The organism is Gynuella sp. (assembly GCF_050297175.1).
Taxonomy (GTDB): domain Bacteria; phylum Pseudomonadota; class Gammaproteobacteria; order Pseudomonadales; family Natronospirillaceae; genus Gynuella.
Map to the genome: position 1 here is coordinate 127,080 of NZ_JBNKSF010000006.1, position 23,047 is coordinate 150,126.

The 23,047-nt window shown below is 51.0% G+C and carries 16 protein-coding genes; 12 read left to right on the top strand and 4 right to left on the bottom strand.

The window, feature by feature from the left end:
- Positions 1 to 48 precede the first annotated feature (48 nt).
- From ACQY6I_RS00870 to ACQY6I_RS00885, 4 genes are read left to right on the top strand one after another with little or no spacing between them, the layout of a single operon-like run.
- Entirely contained in the window at positions 49 to 849 is an 801-nt protein-coding gene (locus tag ACQY6I_RS00870; protein WP_428239577.1) for an ABC transporter ATP-binding protein, read from the top strand.
- A complete protein-coding gene (locus tag ACQY6I_RS00875) occupies positions 846 to 1,850 on the top strand; it encodes a FecCD family ABC transporter permease (protein WP_428239578.1) in 1,005 nt (334 codons plus the stop codon). The genes ACQY6I_RS00870 and ACQY6I_RS00875 overlap by 4 nt, the downstream gene beginning before the upstream one ends.
- Positions 1,850 to 2,854: a FecCD family ABC transporter permease gene (locus ACQY6I_RS00880; protein ID WP_428239579.1), complete on the top strand. Its 1,005-nt coding sequence runs from the start codon at positions 1,850 to 1,852 to the stop codon at positions 2,852 to 2,854. The genes ACQY6I_RS00875 and ACQY6I_RS00880 overlap by 1 nt, the downstream gene beginning before the upstream one ends.
- A 41-nt stretch (positions 2,855 to 2,895) precedes the next feature.
- On the top strand, positions 2,896 to 3,834 hold the full coding sequence (locus ACQY6I_RS00885; RefSeq protein WP_428239580.1) for an ABC transporter substrate-binding protein: 939 nt from the start codon (positions 2,896 to 2,898) through the stop codon (positions 3,832 to 3,834).
- Positions 3,835 to 4,145: 311 nt separating this feature from the next.
- Here the strand turns inward: ACQY6I_RS00885 and ACQY6I_RS00890 are convergent, their stop codons facing one another.
- On the bottom strand, positions 4,146 to 4,499 hold the full coding sequence (locus ACQY6I_RS00890) for a hypothetical protein (RefSeq protein ID WP_428239581.1): 354 nt from the start codon (positions 4,497 to 4,499) through the stop codon (positions 4,146 to 4,148).
- Positions 4,500 to 4,501: 2 nt separating this feature from the next.
- Positions 4,502 to 5,521: an NADP-dependent oxidoreductase gene (locus tag ACQY6I_RS00895; protein WP_428239582.1), complete on the bottom strand. Its 1,020-nt coding sequence runs from the start codon at positions 5,519 to 5,521 to the stop codon at positions 4,502 to 4,504.
- An 87-nt stretch (positions 5,522 to 5,608) separates the two neighbouring features.
- Here ACQY6I_RS00895 and ACQY6I_RS00900 point away from each other — a divergent pair, with 87 nt between their 5' ends.
- Entirely contained in the window at positions 5,609 to 6,172 is a 564-nt protein-coding gene (locus ACQY6I_RS00900) for a TetR/AcrR family transcriptional regulator (RefSeq protein WP_428239583.1), read from the top strand.
- Between the two features lie 83 nt (positions 6,173 to 6,255).
- Here ACQY6I_RS00900 and ACQY6I_RS00905 read toward each other — a convergent pair whose 3' ends face one another.
- A complete protein-coding gene (locus ACQY6I_RS00905) occupies positions 6,256 to 6,609 on the bottom strand; it encodes a hypothetical protein (protein WP_428239584.1) in 354 nt (117 codons plus the stop codon).
- A gap of 94 nt (positions 6,610 to 6,703) precedes the next feature.
- On the opposite strand from ACQY6I_RS00905, the gene ACQY6I_RS00910 reads away from it, so the two are divergent.
- The 7 genes from ACQY6I_RS00910 to ACQY6I_RS00940 all read left to right on the top strand — a co-directional run bounded on the left by ACQY6I_RS00910 (position 6,704) and on the right by ACQY6I_RS00940 (position 22,155).
- Entirely contained in the window at positions 6,704 to 7,474 is a 771-nt protein-coding gene (locus tag ACQY6I_RS00910) for a GNAT family N-acetyltransferase (RefSeq protein ID WP_428239585.1), read from the top strand.
- Positions 7,475 to 7,660: 186 nt separating this feature from the next.
- Positions 7,661 to 8,236 carry a dihydrofolate reductase family protein gene (locus ACQY6I_RS00915; protein ID WP_428239586.1) on the top strand — a complete coding sequence of 192 codons (576 nt, stop codon included), beginning with the start codon at positions 7,661 to 7,663 and terminating at the stop codon, positions 8,234 to 8,236.
- 108 nt (positions 8,237 to 8,344) lie between these two features.
- Entirely contained in the window at positions 8,345 to 9,040 is a 696-nt protein-coding gene (locus tag ACQY6I_RS00920; RefSeq protein ID WP_428239587.1) for a type 1 glutamine amidotransferase, read from the top strand.
- Between the two features lie 404 nt (positions 9,041 to 9,444).
- Complete coding sequence (locus tag ACQY6I_RS00925; RefSeq protein ID WP_428239588.1) at positions 9,445 to 9,690, top strand: CsbD family protein; 246 nt, start codon at positions 9,445 to 9,447, stop codon at positions 9,688 to 9,690.
- 799 nt (positions 9,691 to 10,489) lie between these two features.
- The gene (locus ACQY6I_RS00930; protein ID WP_428239589.1) at positions 10,490 to 12,643 is read left to right on the top strand and encodes a putative bifunctional diguanylate cyclase/phosphodiesterase; all 2,154 of its coding nucleotides are present in this window, start codon (positions 10,490 to 10,492) and stop codon (positions 12,641 to 12,643) included.
- Between the two features lie 60 nt (positions 12,644 to 12,703).
- On the top strand, positions 12,704 to 21,508 hold the full coding sequence (locus ACQY6I_RS00935) for a GH36-type glycosyl hydrolase domain-containing protein (RefSeq protein WP_428239590.1): 8,805 nt from the start codon (positions 12,704 to 12,706) through the stop codon (positions 21,506 to 21,508).
- On the top strand, positions 21,505 to 22,155 hold the full coding sequence (locus tag ACQY6I_RS00940; protein WP_428239591.1) for a histidine phosphatase family protein: 651 nt from the start codon (positions 21,505 to 21,507) through the stop codon (positions 22,153 to 22,155). The genes ACQY6I_RS00935 and ACQY6I_RS00940 overlap by 4 nt, the downstream gene beginning before the upstream one ends.
- Positions 22,156 to 22,185: 30 nt before the next feature.
- Here the strand turns inward: ACQY6I_RS00940 and ACQY6I_RS00945 are convergent, their stop codons facing one another.
- On the bottom strand, positions 22,186 to 22,911 hold the full coding sequence (locus tag ACQY6I_RS00945) for a Crp/Fnr family transcriptional regulator (RefSeq protein ID WP_428239592.1): 726 nt from the start codon (positions 22,909 to 22,911) through the stop codon (positions 22,186 to 22,188).
- Positions 22,912 to 23,047: the final 136 nt, after the last annotated feature.

Below are 23,047 nucleotides of genomic sequence, written 5' to 3' on the forward strand. Positions count from 1 at the left end.
GGAGACTCGATCGAAAGAGTCGCCCTTTTGCTGTTTATAGGGTTGGCAATGTTAGCCGTTGAACATTTAAGTTTAGGATATCGGAATCGTCCGGTATTGAAGGATATTCATTTGACCTTTCCGGATACCGGAATGATTGTTCTATTGGGCGGAAATGGCTGCGGTAAAACCACCTTGCTGCATGCTCTGGCAGGGTTATTAAAACCGGATCGCGGCAATATTCTGCTGGAGAATGAACCATTGCGGCATCACAGCCGTAAGGCTATTGCCCGTAAGCTGGCGCTTTTGCCACAAGTCACATCTGCGCCTGCTGGCGTAACCGTCAGAGAACTGGTCATGCAGGGGAGGTTTCCCTGGCAGAACTGGTGGCGGCAATGGTCACAACAAGATCAGCATGCCGTTGATCAGGCCATTCGGATGACCGCCATCGACGACCTTGCGGATCGCCCGCTGGAACAATTGTCCGGTGGCCAACGACAGCGCTGCTGGGTAGCCATGACTCTGGCACAGGATACGCCATTGCTGCTGCTTGATGAGCCCACGACGTACCTTGATATTGCCCATCAGGTGGAGTTAATGAATTTGGTATCGTCTCTATGTGCCACCGGTAAACAGGTGATTGCCGTACTACATGATCTCAATCAGGCTGCTGCCTATGCTGATCATATGATTATGATGAAAGACGGTGAGATCTTCACTCAGGGAACGGTGGAAACGGTATTCACCCGGGAAAACCTGAAAAGCGTTTTTAATCTCGATGCCAGAATCATCCGTGACGAGCACAACGGACACTTGATCTGTGTTCCGGATATTCAACGTCATATGACCACTGGATGTTCTCAGTCATGACGGTGTTGTCCGGCAAACGACTACCATCACGGCGTGTTTATGGTCTGCTATTGATACTGTTGATGTTTTGCCTGAGTTGCTGGCTGCATCTGGCGTTGGGAGCGGAAAATATTCCCACGGCAACTATCTGGCAGGCTTTAACCCACTATCAATATGGCATCGACAGTCACGCCATCGTTCACGACCTACGTTTGAATCGCCTTTGGGTGGCGATGTTGGTTGGTGCTTGTCTGGCTGTGGCGGGTGTTTTAATTCAGGCGGTCAGTCGTAATCCGTTGGCAGATCCTGGTCTGCTGGGCATCAACAGTGGGGCAGCCTTTTTTGTGGTGACCGGGTTGTTGTTTATTTCAGCAGACCGGCAATATTCCGTGCCTTTGCTGGCATTTGCCGGTGCGTTATTTGCCTCGGTGCTGGTGCTGTCGTTATCGGGCAGACAACAGAATCCAAGTCGAATGGTCTTAGCGGGGGCGGCGGTCGCGGCAATGTTCACTGCTATGACCACGGTATTATTGTTGATCGATCAGCAGGGGCTGGAAAAACTACGGCACTGGTTAACAGGTGGGGTAGGGGCTGCCGACGTTCATAAGGTCATCTGGGTTGCGCCTTATCTGTTCATCGCTTTTCCAGCCACGCTGCTTATGTCTAGGTCCCTGAATGCTCATCACCTTGGAGATACCGCGGCTGCTGGTGTTGGTGTCAAAGTTGGCCGGCTTAAATTGATCACCTTGGTATTGGTGACATTGTTGTCTGGTTGTTCGGTGGCCGTAGTAGGCCCTGTGGGGTTTATCGGTCTGGTGGTCCCGCATATTGCCCGATTCTTTGTACGTAACGACTATCGCTGGCTGTTGCCGTATTCGCTGCTGCTCGGTGCCACACTGATGGTAGCGGCCGATCTCTTAGCCCGCATTCTGGTCAGACCCTATGAAATCAATACCGGTATCGTCACAGCATTGATCGGTGCTCCGGTATTCATTGGTCTGGTGATCTGGAGAGTGCGCTGATGTTGAGAATACAGATTCGCAGTGCCGATGTTGGCTGGCTGACATTGATGGCGGCTTTCATGCTGTTGTGCGTGCTCTGGGCGATCACCAGTGGCAGTTATGGATTGAGTATGCAACGGGCCATCACCGTATTATTGTTCCCCGAACAATCACCTGAACGGCTGATGACGGTGGTTTGGGAGCTGCGCCTGCCCCGGGTATTGGCGGCAGTATTGTCCGGTGCTGCATTGTCGGTAGCCGGTGTGGTCATGCAAACCATTACCCGCAATCCGCTGGCATCTCCAGGGCTGACCGGAGTGGAGGCGGGGGCTGGCGTAACCCTGCTACTGCTGATGATTCTATTGCCGGTCTCTCTGCCAGGGTACCTGCTGCCTGTGGCGGCCATGTCTGGTGGACTGGTCGTTGCCATGATGGTTTACGCGCTGGCGGTCATGCAGGGTTTTTCGCCTGTCCGGTTGATTTTGATCGGTGTGGGTATGACAGCCTTTTTGTCAGCCATTTCTGATCTGTTGATTACGTATGGTGATATCGAACGGGTGGAATCCGCGTTGGTCTGGTTGAGTGGCAGCCTGCATCAGGTGGTTTGGAGTGATGTCCATACTCTGGCCTGGTGGTCCCTGGCTGTGATCCCAGTGTGGATGAGTTTTCGTAGCCTGAATCTGCTGCGGCTGGGAGAGCATGTTGCCATGACTCGCGGCGTCAATCCCCGAACAATGATGCCGCTGTTGATTGTACTGTCGGTGTCTTTAACGTCGGCTGCTGTTGCCACCATTGGCACCATGAGTTTTGTCGGGCTGGTTGGCCCGCACATCGCCCGTCATTTCAGTGGTGACCGACACGGCGTATTGATTCCATTGGCGGCGCTGACCGGCGGTTTGATGGTGTTGATCGGCGATACCGTCGGGCGGATTTTGTTTGCACCATTACAGCTTCCCGGAGGGCTGGTCATCGTCATGATCGGGGCTCCGTATTTTGTATTTCTACTCAGAAGAATACGTCACTGACAAAGCCGTACCGGGTACGGATGATAATGGAGAAAGAGGAAATGAGGTTGACTCGGATACTGGTACTTTTAATCGTTATTACCGCGGGGATTTCTCATGCCCGTGCGGAAGGGGAAACCCGCGTATTTGAAAATCAATATGGCCGGGTTGAAGTGCCCGCTGCGCCTCGCTGTGTGGTTTCTTTACATGACTACAGCATCACTATTCAGTTATTGGAACTGGGTATCAAACCCTGTGGTTCCAGTGGTCGCAAGAAACTCTGGCAGGACCCATATTTTCGCGGTGCCGAACATCGTTTCGACATGTCAGGCGTAAGCTACATTGGCAGTCACAAAGCGCCGGACGAAGAAGCTATCGCGGCTCTCAAACCGGATCTGATCATTGGCCTGTCTTATCATCAGGCACTCAAGGAAAAACTGTCGCACATTGCTCCGGTTGTTATTTTGCCAACCGATGAATTGCCTATCAAGGAGTGGGCGGCACAATTGGCCGAAGTAGTCGGCAGACAGGAACAATATAAGAATCAACTGAAGGAATACAACTGGATTCTGTCTGAGTTCAAACGCATCGTACCGGAACCACAGAAAATTACCGTGACTACCTTGGAGATGTATCAAGACAGTATTTATTTGATTGCCCGGGGTGGGCTCGGTGAAGTCATCAAAGACATGGGATTGGGTCGCCCGGCAGTGTATCAGTCTGTTAAAGAAGGCATGGAATATAGTCTGGAACGCCTGAAAGATTTTGATGCGGATTTTATCATCGATACCTACGAACCCATGTTCAACAGCCGAGAGGAAACCAAACCTATCCGTCAATCCCGGCAATGGCAGGATCTATTTGCCGTCAAACACGACCAGTTCCTGTACTTCAACCGGAGTCGTTTTGGTGAATCCATGGGTGGACTTATTGGCTCCGGGTATCTGCTGCTCACACATATTGGTGAGCGTGGTATGCACCTGCGTTCCGATGAGCAATAACGCAACGATAGTCACCTTAACCGGGCCGGGTGTTTGAGCAACCAGGGTCATGCTTGCGCAGACGCGGGTGATGTTGTTATCTAATTTATCCGCAAATCAGTCTGGAATGCAGGATAAAAAAATATAGTTTGAAAGATACCCGGCCATCAGGAGCTTGGAAGTTATTTTTTGGAAGGGCAGACTTAAGGAACCTCTGAAAAATAGTTATTGCCAGAATATAGTGATATCACTAAATTTTTAATCGTGTGTTAAACCTTCTTGCTGCAACGAAATAAACAGAGTTGAAGCCAAATCCCTGTGGCTTCTCAGTATTAAGTGTCGAGTTTTAGTGTTGTCTCTTCTATCTTCGTAAAGCGTTGATCATTATCACGCTCTGCAAACACGTACACCTCTTGACATATTCGCTCTCCATCATGCGTCACAATTTCGATAATATGCCGCTCAGCGTAGCTTTTAGCATTATCGAACTCATTCAGAATCGTAACAGTTGCTTGCGCTATCACTTTTCTAAAATCTGTGAGGCGAGCAATAACCGTAGTGCGATCCTCCCAACGTCCATTTGTTCGTTGACGGAAGTCAGGAGTAAAGTGCTTATCAGCTGCCTCGTCCACGGTTAGTTTTCGATTGTTCAGCAAGTCCTCAATAGCGTCTTTGAGTCTACTCATTTTTATTCAACGGTCAGTACGAGTTTGCCGCGAAGATGTCCTTGTGCAGAACGCTCATGCGCTTTTTGCGCATCTTGCAGTGCGTAGGTGCTGTCGATGGCAACGCGGATGGTTCCATCTTCCAGCAATGGTGCCAATGCTGCTAGTTGAGCTCCACTTGAACGGACTTGAGTGGCTGAGACAGTAATGCCCATTTTTTTGGCATCTTCTCTACCAGTAAAGCCGAGAGGATAGATGGGAAAAAGTGCGCCACCAGGTTTAAGTACTTGCAGAAAACGACCGGTTTTTTCGCCACCAACGCAATCGATGACTAAATCAATATCTCCAACTTCTTTTTCTGGTGTTGTTTGAGTGTAGTCAATGAATATGTCTGCGCCCAGATCACGAAGGAAATTTTCGTGGCCGCCAGATGCAACAGCAATGACTTTTGCGCCTTTCCATTTGGCGACTTGTACTGCAATGTGACCCACACCGCCAGCGGCACCATTTATAAGCACGGTTTTACCTTCAAGTTCCACTGGCTTATGTGGTTCAGGTTGAAGCGGGTTTGGTGCGTTGTGTCCCTGCTCAATCATGTACTGCCAAACAGTTAATAGTGACATTGGTGCGGCAGCCGCATGAGAGTGATCTATAGTCGCGGGTTTGATAGCGGCTTCAGACGCTAATACGTTGACATATTGAGCATAGCCTCTGCTGTCTCCAGCTAAACCTTCTGGAAAGCGAACCATGGAGTATACCTCGTCCCCAACTTTAAACCCTGTAACGTCGTCGGCAACGGCTTCAACTACACCAGAGACATCCGTGCCGAGAATCAATGGGAAGTTTACTTGTGGTTGCCACTCTTTCGGTAATGCTTTATAGCCATCACGCAGATACCAGTCAGGGGGATTAATGCCTACAGCACGAACTCGAATTTGTATTTCGCCTAACTTAAGCTCAGGTATTGGCGCGTCTTCATAGCGCAGTACTTCTGGCCCACCAAAGCGATGTTGCTGCACTGCTTTCATCATTTTATTCGTCATTACTTTTTCCTCGATTAAAGATGTCTTACAATAAACGGAGCAGTGTTCATTATAAGCGGAGCAGTGCTCCGAAAGTCAAGAGGTTTTATGAGAGCAGACGCCGAAAAAAATTACGACAATATACTTTCCGTTGCACGGGAGGTATTTACCGAGCAGGGCGCTAGCGCCTCTTTACGCGAAGTTGCTCGAAGGGCTGGAGTGGGTATGGGAACGCTTTATCGCCACTTCCCGAACCGCGAAGCGTTGCTTGAACCGATTCTGCGTGAGGGCTTCGATAAGTTGAGCCAAAAGGCTAACGACCTGAAGAGTGCAAGTACTTCTAGCGAAGCATTGGTGTTATGGGTACAGGAAGTCATTGCCTTTACACACGACTACCAAGGCGTTATTTCTGTAATGATGAGTGCGATAGAAGATCTGGATTCCGCACTTCATGTATCCTGCCATACTCTCCGTGTCGCGGGAGCAGAACTGCTTATCCGTGCACAATCAGAAGGAAAGGCATGTACCGATCTTAGTGGTGATGAGTTGTTTGATCTTATAGCCGCATTAGCTTGGCTACGTGATCAGCCGTCACATAAGCAGCGCTCTGAGCACCTATTCAAAGTGATTGCTAACGCAATACTGATAGATGCCAAGCAAGTGGAGAATTAGTTCGATGTCAATCAAACTATGGAACCTCTGGAAAATGGTCTGTTTTTCAGATGCCCCTTAAGTATTTAACGCTATAAAAATAGTTAAACTTTATAAAATGGTCTGTTTTTGGCGGCATTGATGGAGGTCATTGCCGCTTTGTTTTTGTGGTGATTTGATATGTTTTTAATTTGAAAAATGGTGCTTTCGCATCGTTGATGAAGGGCCTCTTCTGTATCTTCCCTTGCTTCAAGGATATAAACTAATTCACCATTCACAGGCAAACTTGTATTGTGAGTTGCCATTACTATTTGGAAATTTTCTTTTACCTTGCGAAGCATTGGTATTAGGTCTTTGAAGGTGCTAGGTTTGATGAGTTGCCAATTTCCGAAGCACCTTATCCAAGGTGTGTCATTGATGGTGGTTGATTGGTGTAATTCACCTATCAGCCTAAGCAAACCCATATTCGCCTTAAACAGCTGCGCTGCAGGTATTGAATGCAATTGTGCAATTGTTTAAGAACGTTATATTTCATTAAATTTAGAGGGAATAATGCAAGAAAAAAGAGTACAAGATGTATATAGCTCTTACTTTCGTTTTAATAATCAGCGAACTTTGTCAACGGAATTACCCAGTGAACTCTCGGTGACTGAAGCTGATGGTTGTTCTATCTTTGTCGACAAAACACGTAGGTACGATAATCAGATTATCATCCGTGATGTCTGTAAAACAGAAGATTTAGAGGGACATCTACAACTATTTAGTGATGGCTGTTCACCAGAAGTTTCTATTGAGCCTCAGGCAAATACGGATGAGTTGCAAACGTGGCTATCCAGTCGTGGATTCGAGCCAGTTTATGAGCAAGAGTTTCTTGAGTTGCTGGCATCAAACTACGTTGCCTCCAAAGAGGTTTCAGAGTCAATTTCCATTGAACGCTGGGACGAAAGTCATGTCGATGAATTTTTAGCTTTGCTCAAAACATCAGGTCTAGAGTGCACAGATGAAATTTGGGAAAAAAAGCGTTCACATTATTGTACCGAGACCTTTCGTTGCTATGTTGCAAAATTAAATAATAAGCCTTGTGCCTGGGCAACGAGCTTTATCGAAAATGAGTATGCAATATTAGCTAATGCATATACGCAAGAGAACTATCGATCTAATGGGTGTCAAACGGCTTTGCTGAGAGTTCGAATCGAAGATGCAATAGACTTGGGTATTAAGGTGCTTTTAACTGACGTAATGCCAAGTAGTACTAGCTGCAATAATTGCAAGTCTGTGGGTTTTAATAGTATTAGTATTCGAAGTGTTTGGGGTAAACATTAGGGAACCTCTGAAAAATGGACTATTTTTCAGAGGCCCCTTAGATATATGAAAATGCACTTAGATGGATTAACAAACATTCCACAGTTTTAATGTATTTGAGTGCGGTGTTTATGGTAGCGAATAGCGTTGAGTACTAATTTTGTTAGCCACCTAGCTTAGTGTTATAAGTAAATCATAGTTTTGAGGTTGAAATTACAGATGAAGTGTTCTGCATTTATTGCCACTAGCGCTGATGGTTATATCGCGACACCTGAAGGAGGTGTGGACTGGCTTCATAACTCAGGCAACCAAGATGCAGATATGAGTGAAAGTCCCGATATGGGATTTAATGACTTTATCTCTTCGGTGGATTGTATGATTATGGGCCGTAAGTGTATGGAGACTCTTGGTGGCTTTAATCTTTCTCCTGAGCAGTGGCCTTATGGAAACAGAAAAGTTTATGCGCTAAGTCATTCTGTTAAGGTTGCCCCTGAAAATTTACGGGATAAAGTTGAAATGTATTCGGGAGACATTTTGGCTCTTGTAAATAGGCTCGATAGGGAGGGTTATAAAAGCGCTTATATTGACGGTGGCGCAACGATCACCTCGTTTCTAAACCTTCAACTGATTAACGAAATTATCATTACAAAAGCTCCCGTTATTCTTGGCGGTGGTATTCCACTTTTTGGTGAAACCTCTCACCCTATCAAGTTAAAAGGAGCCAGCACGCGAGCATTTCCAAATGACTATATTCAGGTTAAGTATACGGTAAATTACGGATAAAAAAGCGTTTAAGAGTGAATGGTAATACTTGGTATTTTAGTTTCAAGGTGGGTAACCGTATTACTTACACCTAAACACGGGCGCTAACCATAAAAAGTAGGATTTGATATGCGAGCACATTATTTACAGCATGTACCCTTCGAAGGTTTAGGCAGTATAGAATCTTGGCTCCAGGATGCAGGCTACGAAATATCGAGCACTCAGTTTTTCAATTCAGGCGTTATCCCTAGTATAAATGACTTTGATTTGCTCATTGTTATGGGTGGACCGATGAGTGTTAACGATGAAGCTGAGTACCCTTGGCTTATAGATGAGAAGAAATTTATTAAAGAAACGGTTGAGGCAGGAAAGTCTGTTCTTGGGATCTGCCTTGGTGCACAACTCATTGCGAACTCAATGGGTGGTGAAGTTTTTTCAAACGTAGAAAAAGAAATTGGCTGGTTTCCAGTTGAAGCCGTTGAATCAGAATGCTCTTCAGTTTTCCGTTTTCCAGAGAAAACAGAAGTCTTCCATTGGCATGGTGAAACATTCAGTCTTCCAAAAGGGGCTGTACGAATAGCAAAAAGTAAAGGATGCAAAAACCAAGCATTCCAAATAGGCAGCAACGTTATTGGCCTACAGTTCCACCTAGAAACAACACCTGCTTCAGCACAAGCGATTGTCGAAAATTGTCGAAATGAGCTTGTTGAGGGTAAGTATATTCAATCAGAAGCAACGATTCTTTCGGCTTCTGAAAGTCGTTATTCGTCAATAAATCGCTTAATGGGGAGTATTCTTAAGCATTTGCATTCAAGCAATGGTTAACAAACCAAGTTACAAGTTAGTCAGATTTATTTCGCTGTTGTTTCGCGACGAAACGCAAAAAAAGCGCCTCACTCTGATATCCGCATAATGGTTTATACACCATGCAGACCGTTTTTCTCTTACCCGTTTCAGTGCATCACGCCTAACCGCAGATGTGTCAGAAATTTTTGAAAAATCTTTTAAGAACCTGACCAACCAGAGATAGGCCTCTATTCATGTTGCATTTATGTGACAACGATGAATTCCAAAAATAAACAAATAGCCTTTGCTGAAGAACAGAAAAGTCATTTGGGAAATGTATTGCCTTAAGTGCGACACCGCACCGACGACTGCTACCTAACCCTATAAGGTGGTGGCTCCGATGGTCCGTAACAACACGGAAGCGGGATTGGAAGGAGATCCAAATGAGACTTATTACGCAGCAACAGCAACAGCAACAACAGAGTACGCACACAAACGATGAAATCAAGAGCAAATGGAAGAAGCAAGTGGGTGCGGCCAAGACCACATGGAGTAAACTGACTGAGGGCGAGTTGACTAAGGTTGTCGGTCATCAGACCAAACTGACCGGGTTGGTACAGGAACGTTATGCCATTACTCGCGAAGACGCGGAAAAACAGGTTAAAAAGTTTTTTGCCCAGAACAAATAGTAAGTTTCTTTTGGTATTAGGCAAAAAGATTACCGGGTACCGCTTAATTTTTTGGTTTGCTTCTGGTCTGAATTCTACATTCACATAAATGACCGGCGCGCTTGGAAATCTCTGATCAGGACAAGTTGTACCCTGAGCCAGAGTATCTGAGTGTGATGGAGATTCCGGTGCTGGTTCACTACGGAAATGTAAGCAGGGCCGCCAACCTGAGATTCAATCATCTATATAACCTGCAAACAAATTCTCTAACGCTTGCACATATTAAAGGTGACAGTGACAGAACAGAAAATGTCACGATTATCGTTACCACCAAATGTACATGCAGCACAGCGTTAGCCCCGAGCGCAGGGGGATTTATCAGGATAGTGAACCAGGTTGCAGAAAAGACTGTTCTAAAGCGCATAAGCCCGCATCGCCGTTGACGAAATGATAAAAGGCGCGGCACGTATTGGCGGCAGATAATTAGCCGACAAGCCTAAAGGCCGGCAGTGGCTATGAAGACGGGCATCATCATGTCCGATAACTGGATCGCAACTGAGGCCAGATCCGCCTGTCTGCATTCCAGTCGAGCCAACAACTCCGATTGAGACTTTTTAAACAGAGTTGTGACATTGAAAGGCATGGTCGACAGCGATGTCGAGTAGGCCTTGGTGGTTACACTTGCAGAGAATATTCAGGGTGTGAATGTGCTATTGGCAAAATTGGCCCATGGCTAAGCACCTCTAGCTTTCGTTTTTCTACGGCAACTCAAGTGTCATGCGTCCAACTAGATTGATTCTGGACCGGTGAGGGTCGGGTGATGAAAAACTATACTGTCAATGTTCTGTTGGTGGAAGACAAGGAAAGCGACGCCAGACTTATCCGGCTTGCTCTGGCGAAAGGCGACAACAGCGTTTTCCGGGTGCAATGGGTAACGCAAATCTCAGCTGCTGTGCAGCGTCTGGCGCGTTGTCAGGGTAATCCTGCCGAGCGTTTCGATATCATTTTACTGGATCTTACCCTACCTGACGCAGAGGGGCCGGAGGCATTCATTCCATTATTCGAAGCCGCTCCTGAAGCGTTGATTCTAGCGCTCAGCAATCCAGAAACTGAAGATACTGCACGTGCACTGATGAAGAAAGGTGCCTATGACTATCTGGGCAAGCAATTCGTGAATTCCCATTGGCTGCCAAGAGCTCTTCGCTATGTCGCCGAACGCAAACAGACAGAAAACATATTACTCGAATCGAAAGCTGTCCTGCTCAATGCCCATGAGCGGGCCGAGGTAACGCTCAACTCCATCGGTGATGCCGTTGTGGCTACCGACATGGTGGGCATCGTCACTTATCTGAATCTGATGGCGGAAACCATGACCGGCTGGCATCAGGAAGAAGCAATTGGCCGGCCGCTGGCCGAGGTATTAAAAATCATCGACTGCAGAACCCGAGAAATCGCAGAAAATCCGGTGCAAGCCGCTATCCGTGAGAATCAGGCGGTTGGGTTGGTGGCCAATTGCATGCTGATTCGCCGTGACGGTTTCGAATTAGCCATCGAGGACTCCACCGCGCCGATTCATAATCACCAGGGTCAGGTGTTGGGCGCGGTAATGGTGTTTCACGATGTCGGTGCTTCGCGTGAGATGGCCTTAAAGATGACACATCTGGCCCAGCACGATGTTCTTACCGGGAAGCCGAATCGGCTGCTGTTGCAGGAGCGTCTGGCGCTGGCCATTGTGCAGGCTCAACGTCACCACAGACAAGTCGGTTTATTGTTTCTGGACCTGGATTATTTTAAGTACATCAATGATTCCCTCGGTCATGCGGTTGGTGATCAGCTGTTGATATCAGTAGCTGATCGGTTGCAGAGCTGCGCACGAGCGTCAGATGCGGTGTGCCGTCACGGTGGTGATGAGTTTGTGATTTTGCTGACGGAGATCGAGCATCCGCAGGACGCGGCTCTGGTGGCGGGCAAAATTCTGGCCGCTATGGCACAGCCTCATTTTATTGGTACCCACGAGCTACAAGTCAGTGTCAGCATCGGAATCAGTGTCTACCCGAACGATGGCGACAGTGTCGACAGCATGATGAAAAGCGCCGATACCGCGATGTATCACGCCAAGTCCAGTGGCCGCAATAATTACCAGTTTTTTCGAGTGGATATGAACAACTGTGTCATGCAGCGCTTGTTGCTCGAAAATAATTTACGGCGCGCGCTTAAACAGCAGGAATTCGTGCTGCACTATCAGCCTCAGTTTGATCTGAAATCAGGTGTCATGACCGGTGCAGAAGCCCTGATCCGCTGGCTGGATCCGGAACAGGGGCTGGTGCACCCAGATCATTTTATACCGGTCTCTGTAGAGAGTGGCCTGATTGTACCGATTGGGCGCTGGGTGTTGCGCCAAACCTGCATCCAGCTCAGCGGTTGGCTGGCAGCTGGTTTGCGACCGGTGCCGGTGGCAGTGAATGTTTCCATGGTAGAACTGAGCCATTCACAGTTCATCACCGAGCTGGCGAACATTCTGAGGGAAACCGGCTTACCTGCGAATTATCTGAAACTAGAGCTTACAGAGCAGGTGTTGACCCAGGATACAGAAGCATTTCATCGGACACTCCAGATACTGATGACCATGGGGGTACGTCTGGTTATTGATGATTTCGGTACCGGCCACTCCAGTCTCAGTTTCCTGAAGCACTACGCCATTGACACCTTAAAAATAGACCGCGCATTTGTGCATGACATGGCCACCAATCCCGACGCCGCCGCGATCATCAGTGCGGTTATTGACATAGGACACAATTTCAAACAACAGGTGGTTGCAAAGGGCGTGGAAGATCGACAGCAGTTAATGATGTTGCGAGCGCAACAGTGCGATACAGGGCAAGGCTTTCACTTTGGCCACCCGTTGGAAGCGGGCGAATTTGAATACCTGCTGAAGCATCAAAATGACGGCACTTCTGAAGGCAAACAGGCTTGATATCAGGCCGACAGCACAGGAATGACGATCTGTGCTGCTCAACAACTCTCTCATGAGGGAATGATCATAACTATAATACCCCGGAATTTATTACACACCGTCCGCACCTGGTTCAAGCCTGTCAATGGCACGGATCAGGCACCGCTAAGGGCCGAGTTGTTCAGTGCAGACCAGATGGAACAGCACGGCAAGGCGCTGGCAAAGACACACATTACCCGCACATTCTGCAAACGGGATCTGTTGCTCAAGCGACTCGCTACCAACGAACAAGTATTGACGGCGACCTGCAGGTTATTGATGACCATCATCAAGGATCATCAACGCATTGCGCCGGCAGGTGAGTGGTTGCTGGACAATTTCTATTTGATCGAAGAGCAAATCCGCACCGCGCGTCATCACCTTCCGAAAGGTTATAGTCGAGAACTGCCACGGCTGGAACAGGGTGTGTCACAGGGTTTGCCACGGGTGTATGACATCGCACTCAATGCCATTTCCCACGGTGATGGCCGGGTAGACGCCGAAATACTGAATCGTTTTGTTGCGGCCTACCAAACGGTCACTCCGCTCACACTGGGAGAACTGTGGGCCATACCGATCATGTTACGACTGGCTCTGATCGAAAATCTGCGTCGTGTCAGTGTCCATATCGCGGATGCGCGTCTGTATCTGAATCAAGCTCAGCTATGGGCCAGCCAGATGATGGAAGTTGCTGAGCGCGATCCGAAAAGCTTGATCCTGATCATCGCTGACATGGCACGCTCCAATCCGCCCATGGTCAGTCCATTTGTGGCAGAACTTGCGCGCCGGTTACAGGGACATGGGCCGGCACTGGCTCTGCCATTGAGCTGGATCGAGCAACGGCTGGCCGAGTCCAGTCTCACGATTGAACAAATGGTACAGAGTGAGAATCAGCAGCAAGCGGCAGATCAGGTCTCCATCAGCAATTCCATTGCCAGCCTGCGTTGGCTGGGAGCCATGGACTGGCGTGAATTTGTCGAAAACAGTAGCTGTGTCGAACAACTGTTGCAGCAAGACAGTAGCGGGGTTTACGGCAGCATGGATTTCGCCACGCGGGATCGCTACCGTCAGGTCATTGATGGACTCGCCAAACGCACTCCGTTTTCCGAAGCCGAGATCACACATATCGTCCTCACACTGGCTATTGAGGGGGCCCGGCAATATGGTCGTGAAGCGCCCGCGGCCCATGTTGGTTTTTATCTGATCGATCGTGGACGATCACAGTTGGATGATGCACTGACTGCGCCGGGTCCTTTGGCGTCGCTACGACGCACGCGGGGTATCCGGATGCCGTTCATCTGGTACTTGAGTGCCATTACGCTACTCACCGCCATATTCACCGCGTTGCTGTGGGGATTGGCATACTCTGCCGGCATTGAGGGCTGGCGATTGTCGACCCTGGGCATACTGGCGGCATTGGCGTCCAGTCAATTGGCATCGATGCTGGTAAACTGGATTGCCACTCTAGTGGTCGAACCTAAGCGGCTGCCACGCATGGATTATGCTAGAGGACTGCCGCGGGAGATGTGCACACTGGTTGTGATTCCCACCCTTCTGCGCAGCATCCGCGACACTGAGTGTCTGTTGGAAGCGCTGGAAGTACGGTTTCTCGGCAACCGCGATGCCCATATACATTTCGCGCTACTGACAGATTTTCGTGATGCGCAGGAAGACCACCGCAACGAAGACAACGCGCTGTTGCAGCAGGCACGCATCGGCATTGAAAAACTGAATGCAAAATACCGGAGTCCGCCAACCGCCACCATCAGGGAGGACCGTTTCTTTTTGCTCCATCGTCCGCGCAGCTGGAATCGACAGGAGCGGATGTGGATGGGGTATGAACGCAAGCGCGGTAAGCTGGCAGATCTGAATGCATTGTTGCGTGGCTGCGGGGATAAATATTTCAGTCTGATCGTTGGCCAAATCGGCGCACTGTCGACCGTGAAATATGTGATCACGCTGGATACCGACACCCAATTACCACGCGATTCGGCACGCCAGTTCGTTGCGACCATGGCGCACCCGCTTAATCGCCCCCGTTTCGACGGCAACAAACGGCGGATCTGCAGCGGTTATGGCATTCTGCAGCCACGCATGGCGGCCAGTCTGGCGGGCACAAATCGGTCCCGCTATGCCCGGTTGTGTGGCGAGGAGCCTGGTATTGACCCTTACACCCGTTCGGTGTCGGACGTGTATCAGGATTTGTTTGGCGAAGGATCTTTTATCGGCAAGGGCATCTACGATGTGGATGCTTTTGATCAGGTCTTAAAAAATCAACTGCCGGAAAACCGCATTCTCAGCCACGATTTGCTGGAAGGCTGCTATGCACGCTCGGGCCTGCTCAGTGACGTGCAATTATATGAGGAATATCCGGTACGTTACGATACCGACATGTGCCGGCGTGAACGGTGGATCCGGGGCGACTGGCAAATTGCCCGTTGGCTGTTGCCATGGGTGCCCGGACCCGAAGGCCGCACCGTCAGAAATCCATTGTCGGCACTGTCACGCTGGAAAATTTTTGACAATCTGCGCCGCAGCGTAGAGCCATTGGTGCTGTTGCTGCTCTTACTCACAGGTTGGTGGGTGATGCCGGATACCGGCGTCTGGACCCTTGCTGCCGTGGCTATCTTACTGCTACCGCCAGTGCTGGCCGGGCTATTGGCCGGCGGCTCCAAACCCAAGGGGATGCTATGGAAGCATCATTTGCACGCCATACTGGACAGCACCGGCCACAGCTTGGGTCAGGCGGTATTTCGACTAGCCTGCCTGCCACACGAAGCAGTGTTCAATCTGGCGGCCATTCTGCGCAGCGCAGGACGCATGTTGTTCCGTCATCAAGGCCTGCTGGAATGGTCCACATCCACCTTTGCTGAGCAGCAAAATCGTTACGGAACAGGTATCGCGGGGTTTGTCTGCATCTTGTGGGCGGCACCGGCGCTGGCAGCCCTGAACGTGGTTGGCCTGCTGTTGCTGAGACCTGAGGTACTGACTCCATTGCCGCTTCTCGCGCTCTGGTTTGTGGCACCTGGATTAGCCTGGTGGCTAAGCCTGCCGCAACCGGATCTTGAGGTAACCCTGAACTCCGAACAGACCCGCTTTTTACAACGCATTGCCCGAAAATCCTGGGCCTATTTTGATCACTTCGCCGGTGCCGATGATCATTGGCTGGTACCAGACAATGTTCAGGAGCACCCCGGCCCGGTGGTTGCGCATCGCACATCACCCACCAACATCGGCCTGTCGCTGCTCGCCAATGTGACAGCTTGTGATTTTGGTTTCATTCCGGCCGGAGTACTACTGCAACGCACCGCCGACTGCTTTAACACGCTCGATCAGCTGAAACGGCATCGGGGTCATTTCTACAACTGGTATGACACCGAGACTCTGCTGCCCCTGCATCCTCATTACATCTCCTCCGTCGACAGTGGCAATCTGGCCGGACATTTACTCACCCTGAGAGTTGCCTTGCAGGATCTGCCGGAACAGAAAGTCCTGCATCCGCGCTTTTTGACCGGACTCGCCACCACTTTGGATATCGTCGAGCAGGGTATTGTGGCCGATATTGACAGGGAAATGGCTCTGGGATCCGATGCAGAAATGGTGCTCGAACCGGTGCGTAATATATTGGATGCTGCCTGCGCTCATCCGCCCGCTAATCTCAGCGCCGCCAGTCAGCAACTGACGTCCCTGATTCGATGTATCGATGAGTTGGCTGCCAGTCTTGCCCCTGAAACCGAGGCCCGTACCTGGGCCGATGACCTGCAAAAACAATGTCATTGTGCGTTGCAGGATTTGAATTTGCTCGCACCCTGGCTGACTATGTCTGAGGCGCCTGGCAGTCTATCGATGTTCGTCGAAGATGCGGACATTCCTACCTTGGGTGAACTGACAAAACGCAGCACAGCGCAATTGATAGCCATTGACACCCGCCTGCAAGACCCTATGACTCCTGACGAAAGTGCCTGGCTGACCCTGCTACGCAGACTGACTCACACGGGGAATGAGTATCTGACCCGGCGAATCTCGCAGGCGGCTCAACTGGCGCAGCAGGCGAATGGGTTTGCGGCCATGGAATATGATTTTCTGTACGACAACACGCGACATCTGCTCGCCGTCGGTTATAACGTCGATGAGTTGCGCCGTGATGCCGGTTTTTATGATCTGCTCGCATCGGAAGCGCGGTTGTGCAGTTTTGTTGCCATTGCCCAGGGGCAGGTGCCGCAGGAAAGCTGGTTTGCACTGGGTCGTCTGCTGACCACCGCTGGTGGCGATCCGGTCTTGGTCTCCTGGAGTGGCTCGATGTTTGAGTACTTGATGCCGATGCTGGTCATGCCCAGCTATGCAGGCACATTGCTGGACCAGACCTGTCGCGCTGCCGTGGCGCGGCAAATTGCTTACGGACAACAGTGTTCAGTGCCCTGGGGAGTGTCGGAATCCGGATACAATAGCATTGATGCCGGCCTCAACTATCAGTATCACGCTTTTGGTGTCCCGGGTCTTGGGCTGAAGCGCGGCATGGCAGAAGATCTGGTTATCGCGCCGTATGCATCGGCACTGGCTCTGATGGTGGCTCCGGAGGCTGCCTGTGCCAATTTGCAACGATTGGCGGCTAATGGCCTGGAAGGCCGTTACGGAATGTACGAAGCCGTCGACTATACCCCCGCGCGCTTAACACGGAATCAGACCAGTGTAGTGGTGCGTTCGTTCATGGCCCACCACCAGGGTATGAGTCTGCTGGCCCTGGCATTTCGTCTGCTGGATCGACCCATGCAGCGCCGCTTCGAATCTGATCCGCTGTGTCAGTCGGCGCTGCTGTTGCTGCAGGAAAAAATCCCCAAAGCGACCATTTTTCAACCCCTCATTGATGAGAATGCAGAGGCGGGTGCCCTGTTTGAAGCTGCGGAAAATTCTGTATTTGCTGCGGTCGGGCCGGACACCCAGACACCGGAAGTGCAACTGCTGTCCAATGGTCAATATCACGTGATGCTGACTAACGCAGGCGGTGGATACAGCCGTTGCAAGGATCTGGCCGTTACCCGCTGGCGCGAAGATACCACCTGCGATAACTGGGGCTCGTTCATTTATCTGCGCGACACCGGCAGTGGGGAGTTCTGGTCAGCCACCCATCAACCCACACTCAAAAATGCCCAGTCTTACAGTGCGCTGTTCTCTGAAGGGCGTGCCGAATATCGCCGTCGTGATCAGGACATCGAAACCCATTCTGAAATCGTAGTATCACCGGAAGACGATATCGAGTTGCGTCGGGTACGTATCACCAACCGTTCATCTGAGCGACGATCGCTGGAGGTGACCAGTTATGCGGAAGTTGTGCTGGCCCCCGTGGCTGCAGACATGATGCAGCCGTCATTCAGCAATCTGTTTGTACAGACGGAGATTCTGCCCGGAGCCAACGCAATCATTTGTACCCGGCGACCCCGTTCCATCGATGACAAAGCCCCATACATGTTTCAGCTGCTGGCGGTGCATGGCAATGATGAAGATTTTGACATCGGCAAAATGTCTGCTGAGACCGACCGCATGTGTTTTATCGGTCGAGGCCGCACGCTGGTGGCACCGCAGGCATTGAGAAAAACCGGCGAATTGTCTGGTAACCAGGGTTCGGTATTGGATCCCATCGTTGCCATCCGGTGCCCGTTCAGTCTCACGACCGAAAAAACCATCACGTTGGATCTTGTGACGGGCGTGGCGCACAGCCGTGACGCCTGTCTGGCCCTGATCGGCAAATATCAGGACCGGCATCTGACCAACCGCGTGCTGGATCTGGCCTGGACCCACAGTGGTGTTATTCTGCGTCAGATCAACGCCAGCGAGGGCGATGCCAGTTTGTATCGCCGCCTGGCCAGCTCCATCCTGTACGCAAACGCGGTATTGCGGTCTGACTCCTCAGTACTGATGCAGAATCGCCGCAGCCAGTCCGGCCTGTGGGGATATGCCATTTCCGGTGATCTGCCCATCGTCTTACTGAAAATCGCCAGCAGTGATCATATTGAACTGGCCCGACAGCTGATTCAGTGCCATGCCTACTGGCGTTTGAAAGGGCTGATGGTGGATCTGGTTATTTGGAATGAGGACCACATTGGCTACCGCCAACGCCTACAGGACCAGATCATGGGACTGATTGCCACCGGCATCGAAGCGCATGCCATAGACCGGCCGGGAGGTATCTTCGTTCGCTCGGCCGAACAGATTTCCAGTGAAGACCGCATTTTGTTACAGGCCGTCGCGCGTGCCATCCTGTCCGACAATCGGGGCACACTGGAAGAACAGGTGAACCGGCGTCAGCTGGCGGAACGTCGGGTACCGGCGCTGGCTACCACCCGGACGCTGCGCTATAAGTCTGCCGATCCGTCCGGCAGACCCAGAAAAGACCTGTTATTGGGTAACGGTGTCGGTGGATTCAGCGCCGATGGCCGTGAATATATAATAACCACCAGTCAGGATCACCAGACTCCTGCACCCTGGGTGAATGTACTGGCCAATCCACATTTTGGCAGCGTGGTGGCAGAAAGCGGGCTGGCCTACACCTGGAGTGAGAATGCTCATGAATACCGCCTGACCCCTTGGAGCGAAGACGCGGTCGGTGCATCTGGCGGTGAGGCTCTGTACCTGCGGGATGAGGATACTGGCTATTACTGGTCACCGTCGCCACAGCCGAGCAGGGGAGCCACGCCCTATGTCAGTCGTCACGGTTTTGGCTACAGCATTTTTGAACATACGGAAAACGGTATTCAGACCGAACTCTGCGTTTATGTGGATTTGCATGACAGCGTGAAATATTCGGTTCTGAAGGTGCGCAATCTATCGGGCCGCCCAAGGCGCTTATCTGCGACTGGTTATGTGGAATGGGTACTGGGTGATCTGCGGTCGAAATCTGCCCTCCACGTGGTCACAGAAATCGACGCCGACAGTGGGGCCCTGTTTGCCCGTAATGCCTACAGCACAGAATTTGGCACTCGGGTGGCATTTTTCGATGTGGACGATCTGTCGCGCACACTCACGGGTGACCGTACAGAATTTCTTGGCCGTAATGGGACGTTGCGTCGCCCCGAAGCTCTGAAACGAGCACATTTATCTGGTCGGCTGGGCGCAGCGCTCGATCCCTGTGGCGCGATCCAGGTGCCGTTCGAACTGTTGGATGGTCAGGTCCGTGACATCATTTTTCGGTTGGGAGCCGGGCAGGATCTGCCACAGACCCGTGCACTGGCCCAACGTCTGCGACGATCCGGTACCGCCCGGGCAGCGCTGAAGCAGGTACAGCAATACTGGCAACGCACCTTGGGTGCGGTACAGGTGGATACTCCTGATGTAGCCCTCAATCTGCTTGCCAACGGCTGGCTGGTGTACCAGACAATGGCCTGCCGTTTCTGGGCCCGAAGTGGTTTTTATCAATCTGGTGGTGCTTTCGGTTTTCGTGATCAGTTGCAGGATGCAATGGCGCTGATGCATGCGCAACCGGAACTGTTACGTCAACATCTGTTGCAATGTGCCAGTCGACAGTATTCTCAGGGCGATGTTCAACACTGGTGGCATCCACCTCTGGGACGAGGTGTACGGACCCGCTGCTCGGATGACTATCTGTGGTTACCGCTGGCCGTCTGCCGCTATGTTGTTGGTACTGGTGATACCGGCATCCTGGATGAAATGGTTGGATTTATCGATGGTCGTCCACTGAATGACGATGAAGAGTCTTACTATGACCTGCCGGTCGCCGGCAACGAAACCGCCAGCCTGTATCAGCATTGTGTGCGTGCCATTCAACACGGCCTGAACTTTGGCGAAAAAGGGCTGCCACTGATGGGTTCCGGCGATTGGAACGACGGCATGAATCTGGTGGGTATTCACGGTCAGGGTGAAAGTGTATGGCTGGGCTTCCTGTTGTATCAGGTATTGCAGGGGTTCGCCGAACTGGCTGAAGGGCATGATGATCCCGGATTTGCCGGCCGCTGCCGCTCCGAGGCCAAAAAGCTGCGCGCCAATCTGGCACAGCATGCCTGGGATGGTGGCTGGTATCGTCGTGCCTGGTTTGATGACGGTACGCCATTGGGTTCTGCGGTCAATCCCGAATGCAGTATCGATTCCATCGCCCAGAGCTGGTCGGTGTTGTCGGGCGCGGGTGACGATGAGCGCTGCCGTATTGCAATGGATGCACTGGATCAGCATCTGGTACGGCGCGATCATAAACTGATTCAGTTGCTCGACCCGCCCTTTGATCGTTCGGACATGAATCCCGGTTACATCAAAGGTTACGTCCCCGGCGTGCGGGAAAACGGCGGTCAATACACTCATGCCGCCATCTGGGCAGCTATGGCATTTGCCGCTCTGGATGACAGCCGCGCGTGGGAGCTGTTGAACCTGATCAACCCGATTAATCATGGTCAGACTCCCCAGGATGTGGCGATTTACAAAGTCGAACCCTATGTGGTGGCCGCCGATGTCTATGGCGTTTCACCTCACAACGGGCGAGGGGGGTGGACCTGGTACACAGGTTCGTCAGGCTGGCTGTATCGTCTGATTCTGGAGTCGCTGCTGGGTCTGACGCGGGAGGCTGATAATTTACGCATTCGTCCCTGTCTGCCGGAACACTGGACGACCTATTCAATCCACTATCGTTTTGGCAACACCGTCTATGAAATTGTGGTCACACAAACGGTTGCTGACAGCAATGGCATGAGCATTACTCTGGATGGTGTGACGCTGGTGCAACCCTGTATTCCTTTGACGGATGACCAGCAACCACATCAGGTGGAAGTCTTCCTGCAGCATGTTGTATCTGCCGGGGATCAGACACATTCTGAACTTACAAAAACCACGAGGAAGACCTTATGAGTATCACTGGCCTCGTTTCACCACTGCGCATTTATCTGATCCGTCATGCTGAGACCGATTGGATATTGAATCGTCGTTACACCGGTCACACAGAGATTGCGCTGACGCCAAACGGCCAGGTGGAAGCACAGGAATTAGCGCAACGTCTGCGCGATATTCCATTCACCCATGTATTCACCAGCCCGCGTTTGCGCGCGCGGCAAACGTGCCGGCTTGCTCAATTGAGCGAACGAGCCGATATCGACCCGGATCTGGACGAATGGGATTATGGCGATTATGAAGGGTTGCTTTCGGTGGAGATTCGACACCAAAGACCGGCGTGGAATCTGTTTCAGAATGGTTGTCCGCAGGGAGAAACACCGGCACAGGTTGGTGAGCGTGCTGACCGCCTTATTGACCGGCTACGCAGTTATCATGGCAATGTGGCGCTGTTTTCCCATGGTCACTTTGGCAGCACAGTCGCAGTTCGCTGGATCGGATTGCCATTAGCGACCGCGGAGCACTTTCCGTTGGCAGTGGCGTCCATCAGTATTCTGGCGTTCAACCCCCAGCACCTCGAAACGCCGGTTATTGTGCTGTGGAATGCCGTATTACCTCGGCAAATGAGTCCGCCCATCAGTCTTGCAGATGCCGCTTTGCGTTTATAGCGGCGCTTTCATAAGGAAGACAAGCTGGTCTCAGGCTGACAATGCCGGTGACAGCCGGTCGGTTTCTTTTTTGACGACGGCGTAGCATTCGCAACTGAGTTGCTCGAGTTTGTTGCGATTCAGCACTGTAATCTGGCCACGGTTGTAATTGATGATGCCCAGCTTATGCAGTTTGCCCGCAGCTTCGGTAACGCCTTCACGGCGCACACCCAGCATGTTGGCGATCAGCTCCTGCGTCATATTTAATTGATTACCAGGCAAACGATCCAGAGATAACAATAACCAGCGGCATAGTTGCTGAAGGATGCTGTGATGTCGATTACAAACAGCGGTCTGAGCCATTTGCGTGATCAGACATTGCGTATAGCGTAACAGCAACAGTAGAAGATCACCGTGCTTATGGAATTCGTCCTTCAGATGTTGTCTTGATAACCGATAGGCCAGACCGGCACTTTGCACAACCGCGCGATTGAGAGAGCTGTCACTGCCCATGAACAGCGCGACACCGATGATACCTTCATTCCCCACAACGGAAATTTCTGCGGATGCGCCATTTTCGAGTACATACAACAATGACACGATGCTGGTGATGGGAAAATACACATAATGTTGTGCATCGCCGGATTCATACAGCACCTTACCCAACGCCAGATTAACCAGTGTAAGTTGCGGAAAAAGACGTTGGCGGATATCGAGAGACAACGCCATTAGTAATTGATTTTGATCAGGAGAGGGTGTTTTGGTGGGGACTGTCATGCAGACCTCCGCGTTATGCGTCAAATTTGACTGAGGTATGTAGGGTGCGGGTCATCTATGCTACGCCTCCTCGCACACAAATAGTATGCCATCCATTAAAAGCACGATTCAAAGTGCGCTACCGCACCGACACGTT

Coding starts and splice junctions, on each gene's coding strand:
- ACQY6I_RS00890 (WP_428239581.1), bottom strand. CDS start 4,499: ATGAGTAGACTCAAAGACGCTATTGAGGACTTGCTGAACAATCGAAAA.
- ACQY6I_RS00920 (WP_428239587.1), top strand. CDS start 8,345: ATGCGAGCACATTATTTACAGCATGTACCCTTCGAAGGTTTAGGCAGT.
- ACQY6I_RS00930 (WP_428239589.1), top strand. CDS start 10,490: ATGAAAAACTATACTGTCAATGTTCTGTTGGTGGAAGACAAGGAAAGC.
- ACQY6I_RS00870 (WP_428239577.1), top strand. CDS start 49: ATGTTAGCCGTTGAACATTTAAGTTTAGGATATCGGAATCGTCCGGTA.
- ACQY6I_RS00900 (WP_428239583.1), top strand. CDS start 5,609: ATGAGAGCAGACGCCGAAAAAAATTACGACAATATACTTTCCGTTGCA.
- ACQY6I_RS00945 (WP_428239592.1), bottom strand. CDS start 22,911: ATGACAGTCCCCACCAAAACACCCTCTCCTGATCAAAATCAATTACTA.
- ACQY6I_RS00940 (WP_428239591.1), top strand. CDS start 21,505: ATGAGTATCACTGGCCTCGTTTCACCACTGCGCATTTATCTGATCCGT.
- ACQY6I_RS00880 (WP_428239579.1), top strand. CDS start 1,850: ATGTTGAGAATACAGATTCGCAGTGCCGATGTTGGCTGGCTGACATTG.
- ACQY6I_RS00895 (WP_428239582.1), bottom strand. CDS start 5,521: ATGACGAATAAAATGATGAAAGCAGTGCAGCAACATCGCTTTGGTGGG.
- ACQY6I_RS00875 (WP_428239578.1), top strand. CDS start 846: ATGACGGTGTTGTCCGGCAAACGACTACCATCACGGCGTGTTTATGGT.
- ACQY6I_RS00885 (WP_428239580.1), top strand. CDS start 2,896: ATGAGGTTGACTCGGATACTGGTACTTTTAATCGTTATTACCGCGGGG.
- ACQY6I_RS00935 (WP_428239590.1), top strand. CDS start 12,704: ATGATCATAACTATAATACCCCGGAATTTATTACACACCGTCCGCACC.
- ACQY6I_RS00910 (WP_428239585.1), top strand. CDS start 6,704: ATGCAAGAAAAAAGAGTACAAGATGTATATAGCTCTTACTTTCGTTTT.
- ACQY6I_RS00925 (WP_428239588.1), top strand. CDS start 9,445: ATGAGACTTATTACGCAGCAACAGCAACAGCAACAACAGAGTACGCAC.